This is a genomic window from Bradyrhizobium sp. USDA 3315 (assembly GCF_054056795.1).
Genome location: NZ_JBSRYP010000001.1, coordinates 1188764 through 1203212 on the forward strand (window position 1 = coordinate 1188764; position 14449 = coordinate 1203212).

Annotated in this window: 18 protein-coding genes; 6 read left to right on the top strand and 12 right to left on the bottom strand. The window is 64.9% G+C overall.

Going from position 1 to position 14449, the window contains the following annotated elements:
- Positions 1 to 73 precede the first annotated feature (73 nt).
- The 3 genes from ACVIYL_RS05550 to ACVIYL_RS05560 form a co-directional block, all read right to left on the bottom strand.
- Complete coding sequence (locus ACVIYL_RS05550; protein ID WP_456777942.1) at positions 74 to 835, bottom strand: Crp/Fnr family transcriptional regulator; 762 nt, start codon at positions 833 to 835, stop codon at positions 74 to 76.
- A 211-nt stretch (positions 836 to 1046) separates the two neighbouring features.
- The gene (locus ACVIYL_RS05555) at positions 1047 to 1409 is read right to left on the bottom strand and encodes a PRC-barrel domain-containing protein (protein ID WP_456777943.1); all 363 of its coding nucleotides are present in this window, start codon (positions 1407 to 1409) and stop codon (positions 1047 to 1049) included.
- A 91-nt stretch (positions 1410 to 1500) separates the two neighbouring features.
- Entirely contained in the window at positions 1501 to 1707 is a 207-nt protein-coding gene (locus tag ACVIYL_RS05560) for a hypothetical protein (RefSeq protein ID WP_028339101.1), read from the bottom strand.
- Positions 1708 to 2018: 311 nt separating this feature from the next.
- Here ACVIYL_RS05560 and ACVIYL_RS05565 point away from each other — a divergent pair, with 311 nt between their 5' ends.
- From ACVIYL_RS05565 to ACVIYL_RS05575, 3 genes are read left to right on the top strand one after another with little or no spacing between them, the layout of a single operon-like run.
- Entirely contained in the window at positions 2019 to 2210 is a 192-nt protein-coding gene (locus ACVIYL_RS05565) for a hypothetical protein (RefSeq protein WP_016847464.1), read from the top strand.
- Between the two features lie 25 nt (positions 2211 to 2235).
- Positions 2236 to 2448: a hypothetical protein gene (locus ACVIYL_RS05570; RefSeq protein WP_456777944.1), complete on the top strand. Its 213-nt coding sequence runs from the start codon at positions 2236 to 2238 to the stop codon at positions 2446 to 2448.
- A gap of 52 nt (positions 2449 to 2500) precedes the next feature.
- Entirely contained in the window at positions 2501 to 2719 is a 219-nt protein-coding gene (locus ACVIYL_RS05575; protein ID WP_016847462.1) for a hypothetical protein, read from the top strand.
- 114 nt (positions 2720 to 2833) lie between these two features.
- On the opposite strand, the gene ACVIYL_RS05580 is transcribed toward ACVIYL_RS05575, so the two are convergent.
- Positions 2834 to 3703, bottom strand: a complete 870-nt coding sequence (locus ACVIYL_RS05580; RefSeq protein ID WP_456777945.1) for a DUF6537 domain-containing protein — start codon at positions 3701 to 3703, stop codon at positions 2834 to 2836.
- Positions 3704 to 3732: 29 nt separating this feature from the next.
- Positions 3733 to 4401, bottom strand: coding sequence for a Crp/Fnr family transcriptional regulator (locus tag ACVIYL_RS05585; RefSeq protein ID WP_016847460.1), 669 nt, complete (start codon positions 4399 to 4401; stop codon positions 3733 to 3735).
- Positions 4402 to 4718: 317 nt separating this feature from the next.
- On the opposite strand from ACVIYL_RS05585, the gene ACVIYL_RS05590 reads away from it, so the two are divergent.
- Together ACVIYL_RS05590 and ACVIYL_RS05595 are read left to right on the top strand one after the other, a co-directional pair.
- On the top strand, positions 4719 to 5831 hold the full coding sequence (locus ACVIYL_RS05590) for a cyclic nucleotide-gated ion channel (protein ID WP_016847459.1): 1113 nt from the start codon (positions 4719 to 4721) through the stop codon (positions 5829 to 5831).
- Between the two features lie 14 nt (positions 5832 to 5845).
- Complete coding sequence (locus tag ACVIYL_RS05595) at positions 5846 to 6631, top strand: enoyl-CoA hydratase/isomerase family protein (RefSeq protein ID WP_076832869.1); 786 nt, start codon at positions 5846 to 5848, stop codon at positions 6629 to 6631.
- Positions 6632 to 6830: 199 nt separating this feature from the next.
- Here the strand turns inward: ACVIYL_RS05595 and ACVIYL_RS05600 are convergent, their stop codons facing one another.
- Both ACVIYL_RS05600 and ACVIYL_RS05605 read right to left on the bottom strand, forming a co-directional pair.
- Positions 6831 to 7265: a DUF6157 family protein gene (locus ACVIYL_RS05600; RefSeq protein ID WP_456777946.1), complete on the bottom strand. Its 435-nt coding sequence runs from the start codon at positions 7263 to 7265 to the stop codon at positions 6831 to 6833.
- 14 nt (positions 7266 to 7279) lie between these two features.
- Complete coding sequence (locus ACVIYL_RS05605; RefSeq protein ID WP_456777947.1) at positions 7280 to 7927, bottom strand: glutathione S-transferase family protein; 648 nt, start codon at positions 7925 to 7927, stop codon at positions 7280 to 7282.
- Positions 7928 to 8008: 81 nt separating this feature from the next.
- Here ACVIYL_RS05605 and ACVIYL_RS05610 point away from each other — a divergent pair, with 81 nt between their 5' ends.
- Entirely contained in the window at positions 8009 to 9007 is a 999-nt protein-coding gene (locus tag ACVIYL_RS05610) for a helix-turn-helix transcriptional regulator (protein WP_456777948.1), read from the top strand.
- A 217-nt stretch (positions 9008 to 9224) separates the two neighbouring features.
- Here ACVIYL_RS05610 and ACVIYL_RS05615 read toward each other — a convergent pair whose 3' ends face one another.
- The 5 genes from ACVIYL_RS05615 to ACVIYL_RS05635 all read right to left on the bottom strand — a co-directional run bounded on the left by ACVIYL_RS05615 (position 9225) and on the right by ACVIYL_RS05635 (position 14402).
- Positions 9225 to 9635 (bottom strand): hypothetical protein, encoded by a 411-nt coding sequence (locus tag ACVIYL_RS05615; RefSeq protein WP_229159005.1) that lies wholly within the window; start codon positions 9633 to 9635, stop codon positions 9225 to 9227.
- 78 nt (positions 9636 to 9713) lie between these two features.
- The gene (locus ACVIYL_RS05620; protein ID WP_456777949.1) at positions 9714 to 10427 is read right to left on the bottom strand and encodes a nitroreductase; all 714 of its coding nucleotides are present in this window, start codon (positions 10425 to 10427) and stop codon (positions 9714 to 9716) included.
- 98 nt (positions 10428 to 10525) lie between these two features.
- Entirely contained in the window at positions 10526 to 11776 is a 1251-nt protein-coding gene (locus ACVIYL_RS05625) for an acyl-CoA dehydrogenase (RefSeq protein ID WP_225160882.1), read from the bottom strand.
- A 133-nt stretch (positions 11777 to 11909) separates the two neighbouring features.
- Positions 11910 to 13157, bottom strand: a complete 1248-nt coding sequence (locus ACVIYL_RS05630) for an acyl-CoA dehydrogenase (protein ID WP_253604930.1) — start codon at positions 13155 to 13157, stop codon at positions 11910 to 11912.
- Between the two features lie 117 nt (positions 13158 to 13274).
- Complete coding sequence (locus tag ACVIYL_RS05635) at positions 13275 to 14402, bottom strand: acyl-CoA dehydrogenase family protein (RefSeq protein ID WP_456777950.1); 1128 nt, start codon at positions 14400 to 14402, stop codon at positions 13275 to 13277.
- Positions 14403 to 14449 lie beyond the last annotated feature (47 nt).

Genomic DNA, 14449 nt, shown 5'->3' on the forward strand with positions numbered 1-14449 from the left:
ACACCGCCTATGTTAAACGGCCGGTGAACCATACATCCGCACGCTCTCGACATGCACCGGAGCGCAGCGCTTACTACCCGACCGCCGCGTTCGTCGGCGTCGCAGCGGCGTCGAGCTGCCGTCCCTCGTGATCCATATGCAGGTAGCTCGGGTTGAACAGGCCGGCGTGCATCAGCCGCTCGAGATTGGGGACGACCAGGGTCTTTCCCTTGAGTACGATCAGGCCGCCGGCGCGCAATTCCTGCAGCGTTCGGTTGACGTGAACCTTGGAGAGCCCGGTGGCATCGGCGAGATCGCCCTGGGTCAGCGGGAAATCACAGCTGTCGCCCTGGGTCAGGCCTGCAGCACGTAGCCGGAGCCAGATCTCGCACAGCAGATGGGCCATCCGCTCCAGCGCCGTTCGCTGGCCGAGGCTCATGGTCCATTCGCGCTGGATCGCCGCGTTGACCAGGGTTTCCCACCAGAACGCGGTCACGATGCGCGGATGTCCGGCCGCGACCTTGTCGAAGAATTCGCGGGAGAGGTCGGCGATCGACACTGCCGTGACGGTACCGATCGAATGATCCATCTCGCGCAGGATGAAGACGTTCACGTCGCAAATGTCGCCGGGCAGAAAGAAGGCCACGATCTGACGCCGGCCGTCCTCGAGCTGCTTGTAGCGATAGGCCCAGCCGGACAGGATCAGATGGACGTCCTTCGGCTTCTCGCCCTCGCGGACGATGTCGACCCGCGGACCAAAATGGCGGACGCGCTCGGTAGACGCGCGATTGAGAAGGACCTGGTCTACCGGCGAAAGCCGTGCAAACTGCTCCAATTTCCGGATTAGCGACGCCAACGATTGGTCTCCCGCATGTTTAATCGGGCAACTGCAGGACCGACTTCAGTTACGTATGTTACCTTGCACAGCTATTGACGTATGTTCACTAGTGTACAGACGTCCCAAGGATGCGACGGTTACATCGCGAGCATCACGCACACCTCGGCTCCCGGTGGGTACCACCGGTGAAATACGGGTCCCCCGGCTCGGGGGGACGTCTAAGGGACGTTCAGACGAACGGCACGCCGTAGTAGTCGTTCGCCGCGCGCGTGGTGCCGATATCGGACCAATTCCACTCGCGCTCGCTGCCGTATTTCGGCGCGCCGCGCAGCTGGCTCTCGGTGACGCCGGTGACATAGCCGCCCAGCCTCGTGTCGTATTTGAGCGACTGCCAGGGCAGCGGATAATGGTCGTTGCCGAGACCGAGAATGCCGCCGAAGCCGAGCACGGCGTAAGACACCCGCCCGCTCTTCTTGTCGATCATCACCCGTTCGATCGAGCCGATCTTGCGCTCGTCGGAGCCATAGACCGCGGTGCCCTCGACCTTGTCGCTGCCGATCAGGTTTCCGACCTCCTTCTCGTCCATCGCCATGTCAGTTCTCCATTGATCCCTCGACGCCAACAGTCGGCCCGGGTCATCGTTCCTGCCGCATTGCCGCGATTGCTGCAGAGCGGAACGCCGTTCAGCCCGTTGGAGGATCGCCGCGGTCGTCCGATGTCATGCCGGATCCCGGCGTCTTGTCGGCATCGTTCAATTTCGGATCACGCGTCGCTTCGCGCGCATTCGACTTTCGCGGGTCGGTCTTGTGCGCGGTCTGCGCGCGCTGCTTGTCGGCCGGCTGCTCCTGCCCCTTGTTGTCTTTCACGATACCCTGGTTTGAATGTGCCACTGCTTATGTCCTTCTTGTTGCCTTGGCTGCCTTGCCTGAAGACATGCGGGCCCCGGCGATCAAATTCGCCGAGGCCCGTCACCGGAGTGGTCCACCGCCTTTCGGGGAGCAAAGCAGCGAACGCACGGGTGTTACGCAGAGCGCCGAAGATCGTTCCTGCGATCTTCGCGATCCCAGGTCGCGATCTCAGGTCGCGATTTTGGGTCGCCAATTTCCGGCGCGCGTTTTTTTTTCAATTCGACCGATGTCATGGGTTAACGACGGCATCCGGGGAACAAGCCTAGTATTGCTGGTTCCAGCTCGGAGACGGCATGATCAAGAAGAAGCGCAACAGGTCGCGGCCTCCCGGATCGTTCGAAAACCGCTTGCAGAAATTCGCCGAAGATTCGCGCATTGCGGCACGCAAGCTGCCGCCGGGACGGGAACGCGAAATGCTGATGAAGAAGGCCAGACAGACCGAGACTGTGATGGAAGTCAGCGAATGGCTGACGTTCCGCAAGTAGCCGCGAGTCGCAAAGGAGAGCTGCGATGATCAAGGAACGGTTTGACTCACGCACGCTCTTCGCCATGAACGTTGCGCTCGATCGCGTTTGCGCAGACGCAGCTCACGGCGAGGAACATGACACCCGCCGCCGCGTTGCCAGATACATCATCAAATGCGCCAAGAGCGGCAGGACGACGCTTTCCGAGTTGACCGAAGCCGGACGGCAGGCGCTGGCCAAGGCTACCGCCGCGGCGTGAAAACCGGCGCAAGTGCCCTGTTGCCCTCGGCCCTCAGCAGAGGCAGCTACGCATGCGCATTGCAATCAGCATCGGCCTGCTGGCCTTTTTGGCCGCCGTCGGCGCCTACGCCTATGAAGGTCTGACTGTGGACGCTCCGGTGCCGACCTATGGCATCGTGGTGTTCACGATCGGCATTGCGCTTCTGGCCGCGGTCTGCATCGGCCTGATGGGCCTGTTGTTCTATTCCAGCCGCCGCGGCTACGACGAGCCGCCGCACATCAAGCGGTAGATAGCTTCGGCAGATTCCCGCGTCATTGCGAGCGAAGCGAAGCAATCCACAGCGCCGCAAGCGGGGAACTGGATTGCTTCGTCGCTTCGCTCCTCGCAATGACGGCGAAGGTTCTTACGACACCGCCGGCGCCCGGGCGCGGATCTCCGCGATCTTGCGCTTCAGCGCTGCCTGCCGCGGATCGGGCATGGTGGCTGCGCGCGCTTCCGCAATGGCGCCGGCAAGGTCGGGGAGCACGAGCACGCCGTCGAAGGTCGGCTTGGCGAGCCCGTCGATGATCACGTGCCAGTCCGCGATGCCCTGGCGGTAGGGATCGCCGTAACCCTGGATCATGGTCGCGGTCTGCACGACCGCCGGGGCGGCGCCCGGCTGCTTGGTCAGGCTGCGGTCGATCATGTGCAGCCAGCGCTCGACCCAGACGCGCTCCCTGGCATAGCGTCCCGAGAACAGCCGCCAGCGCTTCAGGCCCGCCTCGATCCTGAGCCGGCGAACGCTGAAGCGGTTGTTGGCGCTGAAGCGAATCGAGACCCGGCGACGCCGCCAGCCGAACTGATCCAGCACGCCGAGCACCGGATCGGCGACCACGGCCGGCAGGGCGTCGATCAACTCGTCCAGGCGAAACTTCTTGACGTCGTCGGCCGAGCGCGCCGCAAGGCCGCCCGCCGCACTGACTTCGCCAAGCTTGAGCTGCGCGATGCGGATCGCGTCCTCATACGCCATGCGCTCCGCCATCAGGCGGCCGATCTCGGCAAGCAGGGCGTCGTCGACGCCGCGGCGGCCGACGAAGCGCTTGAGCCGGTCGATATAGAGCTGTGCGTAGCTCGTGCTCTGATAGGCGATCAACAGATCGATGGCCTTGGTGACGGCCGGCCCGAGATGGTCCGGGCAGGCGTCGGGCAGCACCGGCGGCCCCTCGTCCTCATCGCCGATGATATCGGCAAAGAGGTAACGGAGCGAAGCCAGGAGACCGTCGTCATCCGCCACTGCGGCGCCTCCAGAACTCGTCACGGGGCTCATGCAGGTTTGGGCTCCGCGACCTGTGGGGTGGCGTGCTGCGCGAGCTGCTGCTCGAGCGTCGAGATATTCTGGAACAGGCGGGCGCTGGCGAGGCGCAGGAAGTAGAAGCCGAACGCCGGGTTCTGGACGTAGAGCTGCTCGACCTGGTCATAGGTCACCGACAGCACCATGCCGGTCTCGACGCACTCCAGCGTCTGGGTTCGCGTGTTCGACGGCGACAGCATGCCGAACTCGCCGACTAGGGCGCCGACCGGCAGCTCGATGCCGGATTCGACCAGGCGGAAGCGGCCACTGACAATGTAGAACATGCTGTCGGCCTTCTCGTCCTTGTAGAACAGGACTTCGCCCGCGGTGCATTTGCGTTCCGTCGTGAACGGCTTCAGCCATTCCATCGACAGATCGCTGTTGACCGATTTCTTCACGTTGCGGACCAGTTGCAGCATCTGGTGCAGCCGATAGGTGTTCACCGGCAGCAGCACGGCATGCAGGATCAGCGTCGCGTAATTGTGGGTCGGGACGGCGGTCGCGATCAGGATGATGTTGGTCAGGATGGCGAAGACGCGCAACGGGATCATGGTCCGCATCGACAGCGTGGCAACCACGAAGATCGATGCGAAGAAACTGCCGGCGGCGCCTGCGTGCTCCGCGAGATGTGAGGTATCCATCGGAAACCAACCAATTTCTCAAGAAGTGAATAAGATCGCCTTATTAGTCGCTTCATTCCGGCCAAGGTCGCATCGGCGACCAGCATCCCTGATATACGGGGAAAAAGCGACGTTTTGTCCGATTTCTCACATTCGCGGGCGCAAAATCGGGCCAACATGGTTAGGCCTTTCGTCCAACTGATGGGTCTTCCGCCGCGAGCATCCCGCCATGGCCTGCGCGTTGACGGCCTCAACCGGGAGAGGCACGTTGTGACATCGGCTCTGCCGTTCGCAGGGCCTCAATTCCAGCAATTCATCGACAGGCAAGCTCCGTTCCGATGTCCAAGCGGCTCGTCCTTCCGGCCTTGACGCGCTTCGTTTCCGCCACCGCCGGCCGCAACATGACCACGGCGGCCTATGTCGCCGTCGCGGCCGGTGTCGCCATGATGACGCTGCTGACGGTCGCGCCGGCCCATGACGCGGCGCCGCGCTGGGTGGATGCGCTGCTGTGGGCCTGCCTTGCCTATTTCGTATTCGAATGGCTGGTGCGGCTGCGCCACATGGGCCGGCAGGGCAAATTCTGGTTCTACGCGCTGTCCAGCGCCGGCGTGGTCGACGCGATCGGCGCGCTGGCCGTGCCGGTGGCCTTGCTGTCCGGAGTCGAGCCGAAAACCGCCTGGCTGCTCGGCGTGCTCTGGGTGCTCAAGGTGGTGCCGGGCATTCCCGGCCTGCGCCAGCTCCGGCGCGTGCTGGTCGTGGAATCCGGGCCGCTGCTCAGCGTGCTCGTGATCTTCCTGATGGTGGTGTTCCTGGCCTCCGTTGCGGAATATTTCCTGGAGCGGGACGTCCAGCCGCAGACCTTCGGCAGCGTGCCGGCGGCGCTGTGGTGGGCGGTGGTGACGCTGACCACGACCGGCTACGGCGACGTGGTGCCGATCACCCCGCTCGGCCGCGTGGTCGCCGCCATGGTGATGATCTCGGGCCTCGGCGTGTTCGGGCTGTGGACCGGTATCCTGGCGACCGGCTTTGCCGCCGAAACCCGCCGCGACAATTTCTTGCGAACCTGGGAGACCGTCAGCAAGGTGCCGTTCTTCGCGCACCTCGGCCCGGCCGCGATCGCCGACGTCACCCAAATGCTGCGGACCATGGACCTGCCGCCGCGCACCATGATCATCCGCAAGGACACCAATGGCGACTGCATGTATTTCGTCGCCGCCGGCGAGGTCGAGGTCGACCTGCCCGGGCGCAAGGTGAAGCTTGGCGAAGGCGAGTTCTTCGGCGAGATGGCATTGCTCGGCAACGCCAAGCGCGGCGCCAGCGTCTCGACCAGCAAGGTGACCAGGCTGTTGGTGCTTGACCTGGTCGATTTCCGCCTGTTGATGGCAAGGCATCCCGATCTCGCCGAGACCATCGACGCCGAGGCCAAGCGGCGCGAACGTGAGAATCAATAATGATGGAGACCAAGATGGCTGACGCGGCCGACACCGCCAGCGGACCCGTGCTCGAAATCGCGGGCGCACGCGCAACGATCCGCCTCAACCGGCCGAAGCATCTCAACCGCCTGCAGGCCGAGGACCTCGGCGAGTTGCTGACATTGTTCGACCGGATCGAGGCCGATCCCGCAATCCGCGTGCTGGTGCTGACCGGAACCGGCCGCGCGTTCTCCGCCGGCTACGACCTCAACTCCGTCGCCGAGCGCGCGGTGAGCGCCAGCGAACAACAGAGCGCGGGTTCGGCGTTCGAGGTCGTGGTCAACCGCCTCGAGGATCTCAGCGTGCCGACGATCTGCCGGCTCAATGGCGGGGTCTATGGCGGCTCGACCGACCTCGCGCTCGCCTGCGACTTCCGCATCGGCGTCGATACCGCCGAGATGTTCATGCCGGCGGCGCGGCTCGGGCTGCACTATTACAAGAGCGGCATCCAGCGCTATGTCACGCGGCTCGGCGTCGATAACGCCAGGATGCTGTTCCTGACCGCGCAGAAGATATCGGCGCCGGAGATGCTGCGGATCGGCTACCTCACCGCGATGGTATCGCTCGACCTGCTCGACGAGGAAGTCGACAAGCTCGCGACGATTTTGGCGGGCAACGCGCCCAAGGCGATGGCCGGCATGAAGCGCGCAATCAACGAATTCGCCCGCGGCGCACTGGATGAAGCCGCCGCCGACGCCCGCCACCGCGACAGCATGCGCGGCGACGAGATCAAGGAAGGCATCAAGGCCTTCGCCGAAAAGCGGGCACCGCGGTTTTAGCGATTGGTCGCACGGCACACTCCCTTCACCCTCCCCTGGAGGGGGAGGGTCGGGTCACATGGAGCGCAGCGGAATGTGAGACGGGGTGGGGTGATCTCTCAGCACGAACGGTGCCCGAGTGGAGAGATCACCCCACCTCGGTTCGCATTGCATGCGAACCGATCCTCCCCCTCCAGGGGAGGATGAGAGCAGTGCCTCTTCACGCCCGCTTGCTCCGCATCGCGCGGACCTGCGCGATGTCAGGATCCGCGGCGAGTGCCTGGTAGCGCTTGCTGTCGACGGCGTAGAGCGCGATGCGGCCCTCGGCGTCGGCATGGACACCCCAGCCGAAACGCTTGCCGAGCGGCGAGGCGCGCATGCAGGCCTGGCCGCGCGAGAAGAACGTCTCGCGGGCGAGGCTGCGCGCCTTCTTCGCCGCTCTCGCATCGAGCGCACGGCCGGCCGCCGACGTCGCGAAAACCACATCGTCAGAGGTGTACTTGTATGGCGATCCCGCGATCATCCGGTATTGCAGCACGGCAACCGTTGGCTGGCCGCCGCGCAGCTGCGGCTCCTCGCCGCGCTGCGCCGGGCAGTCCTCCGCGACGCGGATCAAGGTGTTGAAGCAGTTGGTGCTGTGCAGGACTTTCGCCATCGGCCCGATCCGTATCACACTCCGGCGGCCGCGGCATGCTGCGCCGCCATCTCGTCATCGGCCTTCGATATCCGCTGGAAGGCCGGGCGTGCGGCGATGCGTTCGGCATGGCGGACGAACACGTCCCTTTTCGGCACGATGCCGAACATCATGGTCCAGCTGAGCGCGATGCCCCAAAGGATGTCAGCCGCTGTGATCTCTTCGCCGAGCAGATAGGGCCCCTTTGCCAGCTGCGATTCCAGCGCGCCCAGCATGGTGTCGTAATCGGCATAGGACGACTGCGTGATCGGCGCGGGCTCGCGCTTCATGAAATGGTCGATCACGGCCGGCTCAAACGATGAGCCGTAATAGGCGATCCAGCGCAGATACGGGCCGCGGCGCGGGTCGTTCAGCGCCAGCGTCAGGCCGGCCTGCGGAAACAGATCGGCGAGATAGATGAAGATCGCGACCTGCTCGGTGATCAGCGCGTCGCCATGGCTGATCGCCGGCACCTTGCCGAGCGGATTGATGGCGAGATAGGCGTCCTTGCGCTGCTCGCCGGCCTTCATGTTGAGGACGTGCAGGTCATACGGCGCGCCGAGTTCCTCCAGCAGCACGCGGGTGCCGGTGGCGCGGCTTTGCGGCGAATAATACAGCGTGACGCGGTCGGTGGTGGTGGTCATGGCGGGTCTCCTTGCGCCGTCAGGGGGCATGGCCTTTATGTCCGCCTATACCTGACATCTTATGTCAGGTATGATCCGGCCATGCGCGCGAGCCGGCTATTTTCCATCCTCACCACCCTGCAGGCGCGGGGCCAGGTCACCGCGCCTGAGCTGGCGGAAGCCTGCGAAGTTTCGGTGCGCACGATCTATCGCGACATCGACGCGCTCGCCGCCGCCGGCGTTCCCGTCTATGCCGACCGCGGTGCCGAAGGCGGCTATCGCCTGCTCGACGGCTATCGCGTCCGGCTCAACGGCCTGTCGCAGGGCGAGGCCGAGGCGCTGTTCATGGCCGGTCTCCCGGGGCCCGCCGCTGCGCTCGGCCTCGATGCCGCGATGGTGGCGGCGCAGACCAAGCTGATGGCGGCGCTGCCGGAGAACCTGCGGCCCAACGCGAGAGGGATGCAGCAGCGCTTCCATCTCGACGCGCCCGGCTGGTTCGGCGAGACCGAGGAGCCGGAGCATCTGCGCGCCATCGCCGGCGCCGTGCTGCGCGAGACCATGCTCGAGATCCGCTACCAGAGCTGGAAGGCCGAGAAGCGGCGGCGCGTGGCGCCGCTCGGCCTCGTGCTGAAGGGCGGCAGCTGGTACCTCGCCGGCCTCGTCGACGGCAATGTACGCACCTACCGTGTCGCGCGCGTGCTGGATTGCACGGCGCTGGAGACCCCATTCGCGCGGCCGGCGGCGTTCGACCTCGCCGCCTATTGGCGCGCCTCGATCGAGCGGCTGGAGGCCGAGCTGCATCCGAACGAGGCCACGGTGCGGCTGTCGCCGCTCGGGCTGAAACTGTTCGACGCGCTGGCGCATCCTTACGTGAAGGCGCGGATGCGGCTCACTGATGGCACCGACGCCGACGGCTGGCGGCTCGCCACCATGCCGGTCGGCAAGACGGTGTGGCATGCGGCGACCGAATTGCTGCGGCTCGGCGCCGAGGCCGAAGTGGTCGCGCCGTTAGAGTTGCGCGAGAAGATGGCCGAGCTGACGAGCGCGATGGCCGCGCGCTATGCCGACGCGCCAGCCCGCCGCGCGGTGGCGGGACGCTGAAGCGTAATGAGATTGGGTTGAATGGAGCCGCAGGAGCAGTGCGCTCCCTCGCCCCGTTCTTACGGGGAGAAGGTTGGGGTGAGGGGCTGTCTCCGCGCATACGGTGATAGCTGCGCTTGCTGAGACTCCCCCTCACCCGGAACGCATCTAACGATGCGTTCCGACCTCTCCCCGCGCGCGGGGAGAGGTCGGAGCAGAGTCTGCGGTTCGCTGCTTGCTAGTAGCGGCTGTCAGAGCTGATCACGAAGCGGTCGAAAAAATTGACCGGCAGGATCTCGAACCGCTCCAGCGTCAGCGTAATCCCGGTCACGAAGTCGACGCCCTTGATCGTGCCCTCAAGATCGATCCGGCGGCCGCGGCGCAGGCCGCGGGTTTCCGGATGTTGCTCGATGTCGATATAGGCATAGATCGGATTGTCGAGCCGCGAATGGCGATGCCAGCCGCGCTGCAGGAAGCTGAATTGCAGCACCGAGCCCGCGCCCCAATCGATCGCGTCGAAGAAGCGGGTCTTCCAGGCAACGGGCCGTCCCAGATAATGCGCGGCGATGAACGCGTCGCGCTCGAGTGCAGGCAGACGGTGCAGCTGCCAGCTGATCTCCGCCGGCGTCAGGGAGGCGTTATTCGCCATTGTTGTTCTTGTCGTTTCTTCTTGTAGCTCTTCTTATCCTCGGCGGGAGGGTGAACCGACCTTCCCGCCTTGAGGAAATTATACATCAACGAATGTGACAGTATCTTCCACGGTCGCGCGCGACGTGCGGTAGCTGTTCACCTTTTGCGCGTGATCCGCATAGCCGAACGAGATACCGCAGACAACCCGGCGATCGTCGGCCAGGTTGAAATGACGACGGATCAGCCCGGAATGGCGCGCGATCGCCGCCTGCGGGATGGTGCCGAGCCCGAGCGCCTGCGCCGCCAGCATGAAGTTCGAGACATAGCCGCCGCAGTCGATCGCACCATAGATGCCGAGCTGCTCATTGGTGTGGATCACGGCAATGTGCGGCGCGCCGAAGAAATTGTAGTTTTCCAGCGCCTGTTTTGCATAGGCCGGCTTGTCGCCGCGCGCGATGCCGAGCGTGTTGTAGAGCTGGAAACCGCTTTCGCGGCGGCGCTCCAGATAGACCCCGACATATTCGCGCGGCGGCGTGAAGTCGTAATCCTCGCCGAGGCCGCGCGACGCCTCGGCATAGATCGCCTTGCGAAACCGCTCCTTGGCCTCGCCGGAGACGATCAGCACCTGCCAAGGCTGGCTGTTGCACCAGGATGCGGTGCGCTGCGCAGTCGACAGAATGTGCTCGATGACCTCGCGCGGCACTTCGCGCGGCTGGAACGCGCGCACCGAGTAGCGCTCGTTGAGCAATTCCTCGAGCGCGCCGATACGGTCCTCGGTCGCGTAGCGCGGGTTCGGTGTCTTCGCGTCCATGATATATCCTCCTTTTTCGTCATTCCGGGGCACGCGAAGCGTGAACCCGGAATCTCGAGATTCCGGGTTCGATGCTTCGCATCGCCCCGGAATGACGACTAACCACCCCGCCCCTTGGTCGGGATCTTGTTGTAGGGCACGTCCTTGTCGACGCGGATGTCGCCGGGCAGGCCCAGCACGCGCTCGGCGATGATGTTGCGCAGGATCTCGTCGGTACCGCCGGCGATGCGCATCGAGGGCGACGACAGCAGCATCTGCTGGAACTGGCCGTTGGCCTGCTCCTCATCGGTGCCGGTGAGGCTGCCCGCCGCGCCCTCGAGGTCCATCGCATAGGTCGCGATGTCTTGCAGCATCAGGCCGGAGACGAGCTTGCCGATCGAGTTTTCCGGGCCCGGTCGCTCGCCCTTCGACAGCGCCGAGATGGCGCGGTAGCTGGTGTATTTCAGCCCGCTCGCCTTCACCGCCCAGCTCGCAAGCCTGGAGCGCACCGCCGGATCGTCGATCGCAAGACCGTCCTCCAGCATCAAATTGGAGCAGAACTCGAACATCTCGGGCACGCCGGTGGCGAGCCGCGCGCCGATCGACATGCGCTCGTTCATCAGCGTGGTCAGCGACACGCTCCAGCCCTCGCCGACCGCCCCTAACCGCTGGCTGTCCGGGATCACGACGTCGGTGAAATAGACCTCGTTGAACTCCTGCATGCCGTTGGCCTGCTTGATCGGCCTGACCTCGACGCCGGGGCTCTTCATGTCGAGGAAGAACATGGTGAGGCCCTTGTGCTTCGGCACATTCGGATCGGTGCGCGCGATCAACAGGCCGTAGTCGGAGTAATGCGCGCCTGAGGTCCAGATCTTCTGGCCGTTGACGACCCAATTGTCGCCCTTCTTCTCGGCGCGGGTGCGCAGCCCCGCAACGTCGGAGCCGGCCGACGGCTCCGAGAACAGCTGGCACCAGATCTCCTCGCCGGAGGCGAGCTTGGGCAGATAGCGGCGTTTTGCGTCTTCGCTGCCCCACGCCATCACGGTCGGGCCGCACATGCCCTCGCCGATCTGGAACGGCTGGGTCAATTTGCCGTAGACGCCCTCTTCCTGCTGCCAGATCACGCGCTCGATCGGGGTGGCGCCGCGGCCGCCATATTCCTTCGGCCAGTGCAGGCAGGCCCAGCCGCCTTCCGCCTTCTTCTTCTGCCAGGCCTTGCCGACCTCGACCATGTCGTGCTTCGCAAGCCTGATGCGGCCGAGCGAGGACTTCGAGAGCTCCTCCTCGAACTCCTTCGGCGCGTTGGCCGCGATCCAGTTGCGGGCGATGGCGCGGAACTCGGCTTCCTGCGGCGTGTCATCGAAATTCATGGCGGCTCCTTTTCTTTGTCATTCCGGGGCGCGCGCAGCGCGAACCTCAGATGCGCGGTTGCGCATCGGGGAATCTAGAAGTTATGTCGCTCGAGTTCCGGGTTCGCCGCTTCGCGCCGCCCCGGAACGACGGTTAAGCTCTTCCCTTGGTCGGGATCTTGTTGAAGGGGACGTCCTTGTCGACCCTGATGTCGCCGGGCAGGCCCAGCACGCGTTCGGCGATGATGTTGCGCATGATCTCGTCGGTGCCACCCTCGACGCGGGTGCCCGGCGCGCGCAGCAGCATCGCCTGGAATTTGCCGGCGACCTCGGCATCCTCAATCCCGTTCAGCGCGCCGGCCGCGCCCTGCAGATCGAGCGCATAGGTCGCGACGTCCTGGATCATCGAGCCGGCGACCAGCTTGCCGATCGAATTCTCCGGTCCCGGACGCTCGCCCTTCGACAGCGCCGAGATCGCGCGCATGCTGGTGTATTTCAGCCCGCTCGCCTTCACGGCCCAGTTGGCGAGCTTGGAGCGCACCGCGCGGTTCTCGATCGCGGGGCCGTCCTCCAGCATCAGGCTGGTGCAGAAGTCGAACAGCTCGGGAAAGCCGGTGGCGACACCGGCGCCGATCGACATCCGCTCGTTCATCAGCGTGGTCAGCGACACGTTCCAGCCGTCATTGACATTGCCGAGCCGCTGCGAGTCCGGAATGCGCACGTCGGTGAAATAGACCTCGTTGAAGTCGGAGGCGCCGCTCGCCTGCTTGATCGGCCTGACCTCGACGCCCGGGCTCTTCATGTCCAGGAAGAACATGGTGAGGCCCTTGTGCTTGGGCACGGTCGGGTCGGTGCGGGTGAGCAAGATGCCGTAGTCGGAATAATGCGCGCCCGAGGTCCAGATCTTCTGGCCGTTGATCACCCACTCGTCACCATGCTTCTCGGCGCGGGTGCGCAGGCCGGCGACGTCGGAGCCGCCGGCCGGCTCGGAGAACAGCTGGCACCAGATCTTCTCGCCGGAGGCAAGCGGCGGCAGATATTTGCGCTTCTGCTCCTCGCCGGCGAACGCCATCATGGTCGGGCCGCACATGCCGTGGCCGATGATGAACATCGAGCTAAGGCGGCCGAACGGGCCCTCCTCCTGCTGCCAGATCACGCGCTCGATCGGCGACGAGCCGCGGCCGCCATACTCCTTCGGCCAGTGCAGGCAGGCCCAGCCGGCATCGGCCTTCTTCTTCTGCCAGGCCTTCGCGACCTCGAGAATGTTGGCGCCCTTGAGCGCAACACGGCCGAGCGAGGCCTTGCGCAGCTCGTCCTCATGTTGCTTCGGTGCATTGGCCGCGATCCAGGCTTTCGCCTCGGCGCGGAATGCGGCCTCCTGCGGGGTGTCATCGAAATTCATGGTGGCTTTCTTTCCGTCATTCCGGGGCGATGCGCAGCATCGAACCCGGAATCTCGATTCCCAACCTCTGGATTCCGGGTTCGCGCTACGCGCGCCCCGGAATGACGAATCGTATCGTTACGCCGCGTTCTTCTTGCGCATGCGGTCGATCAGCGCGTCTTCCCAATAGGACAGGCTGCCGAGACCGAGCGCCACCGCATTGGCGCGGCGGTAGTACATGTGGCAGTCGAACTCCCAGGTGAAGCCCATGCCGCCATGCACCTGGATGTTGTTCTTGGCGCAATGCTGGAATGCCTGCGTCGCGCTGATGCGCGCGGCGGCGGCGGCTTCCGGCAATTCGCCGGCATTGGTCGAGAGCGCCCAGGCGCCGTAGTAGCAATTTGAGCGCGCCAGCGTCGCCGACACATACATGTCGGCCAGCATGTGCTTGACCGCCTGGAACGAGCCGATCGGCCGGCCAAAGGCAATACGATCAAGCGCATAGTCGCGGCCCATCTCCAGCGCGCGGTCGGCGCCGCCGACCTGCTCGAACGCCGTCAACACGGCCGCGCGATCGAGCACCTGGGTGATCACGCTGCAGCCCTCGCCGGCCGCGCCGAGCGGCTCGGCCTTCGCATCCTTGAAGGTAAACTCGGCCTGGCCGCGGGTCAGGTCGATGTTGGTCAGCGACTTGATTTCGACGCCGCCGGCCTTGAGGTCGACGATGAACAAGGAAATATCGGACTCGCGTCCGCTCGAGCCGGTGCGCGCGGCGACCACGGCGAAATCGGCGATCGCGCCATCAGGCACCGGCTTCTTGACGCCGTTGAGCACGCCGCCATTGGCCGTCACCTTGATCGCCTTCGGCGACGGGTTGCCCTTGCCCTCGAACAGCGCCAGCGTGCCGATGGCTTCGCCCGCGGCGATCTTCGGCAGCCACTTCTGCTTCTGCGCGTCACTGCCTGCGATCAGGATCGCTTCGGCGGCGAGATAGACGGTGGAGGAGAACGGCACCGGCGCCAGCGCGCGGCCCATTTCCTCCGCGATCACGCAGAGCTCGAGATGGCCGGCGCCCGCGCCACCGAACTGTTCCGGGATCGCAACGCCAAGGAAGCCCATCTCGGCGAGGCCCTTCCACAGCGCCTTGTCGTAAGGCGCCTTGCCGTCGAGCACCTCGCGCACGGCCTTCGGCGGGCACTGTTCGCTGAGGAACTTCCGCGCCTCGTCGCGCATCTGCTTCTGTTCGTCGGAGAAATCGAAATTCATGGCGCTTACCTTTTTCTTGCTGTCATTCCAGGGCGATGCGCAGCATC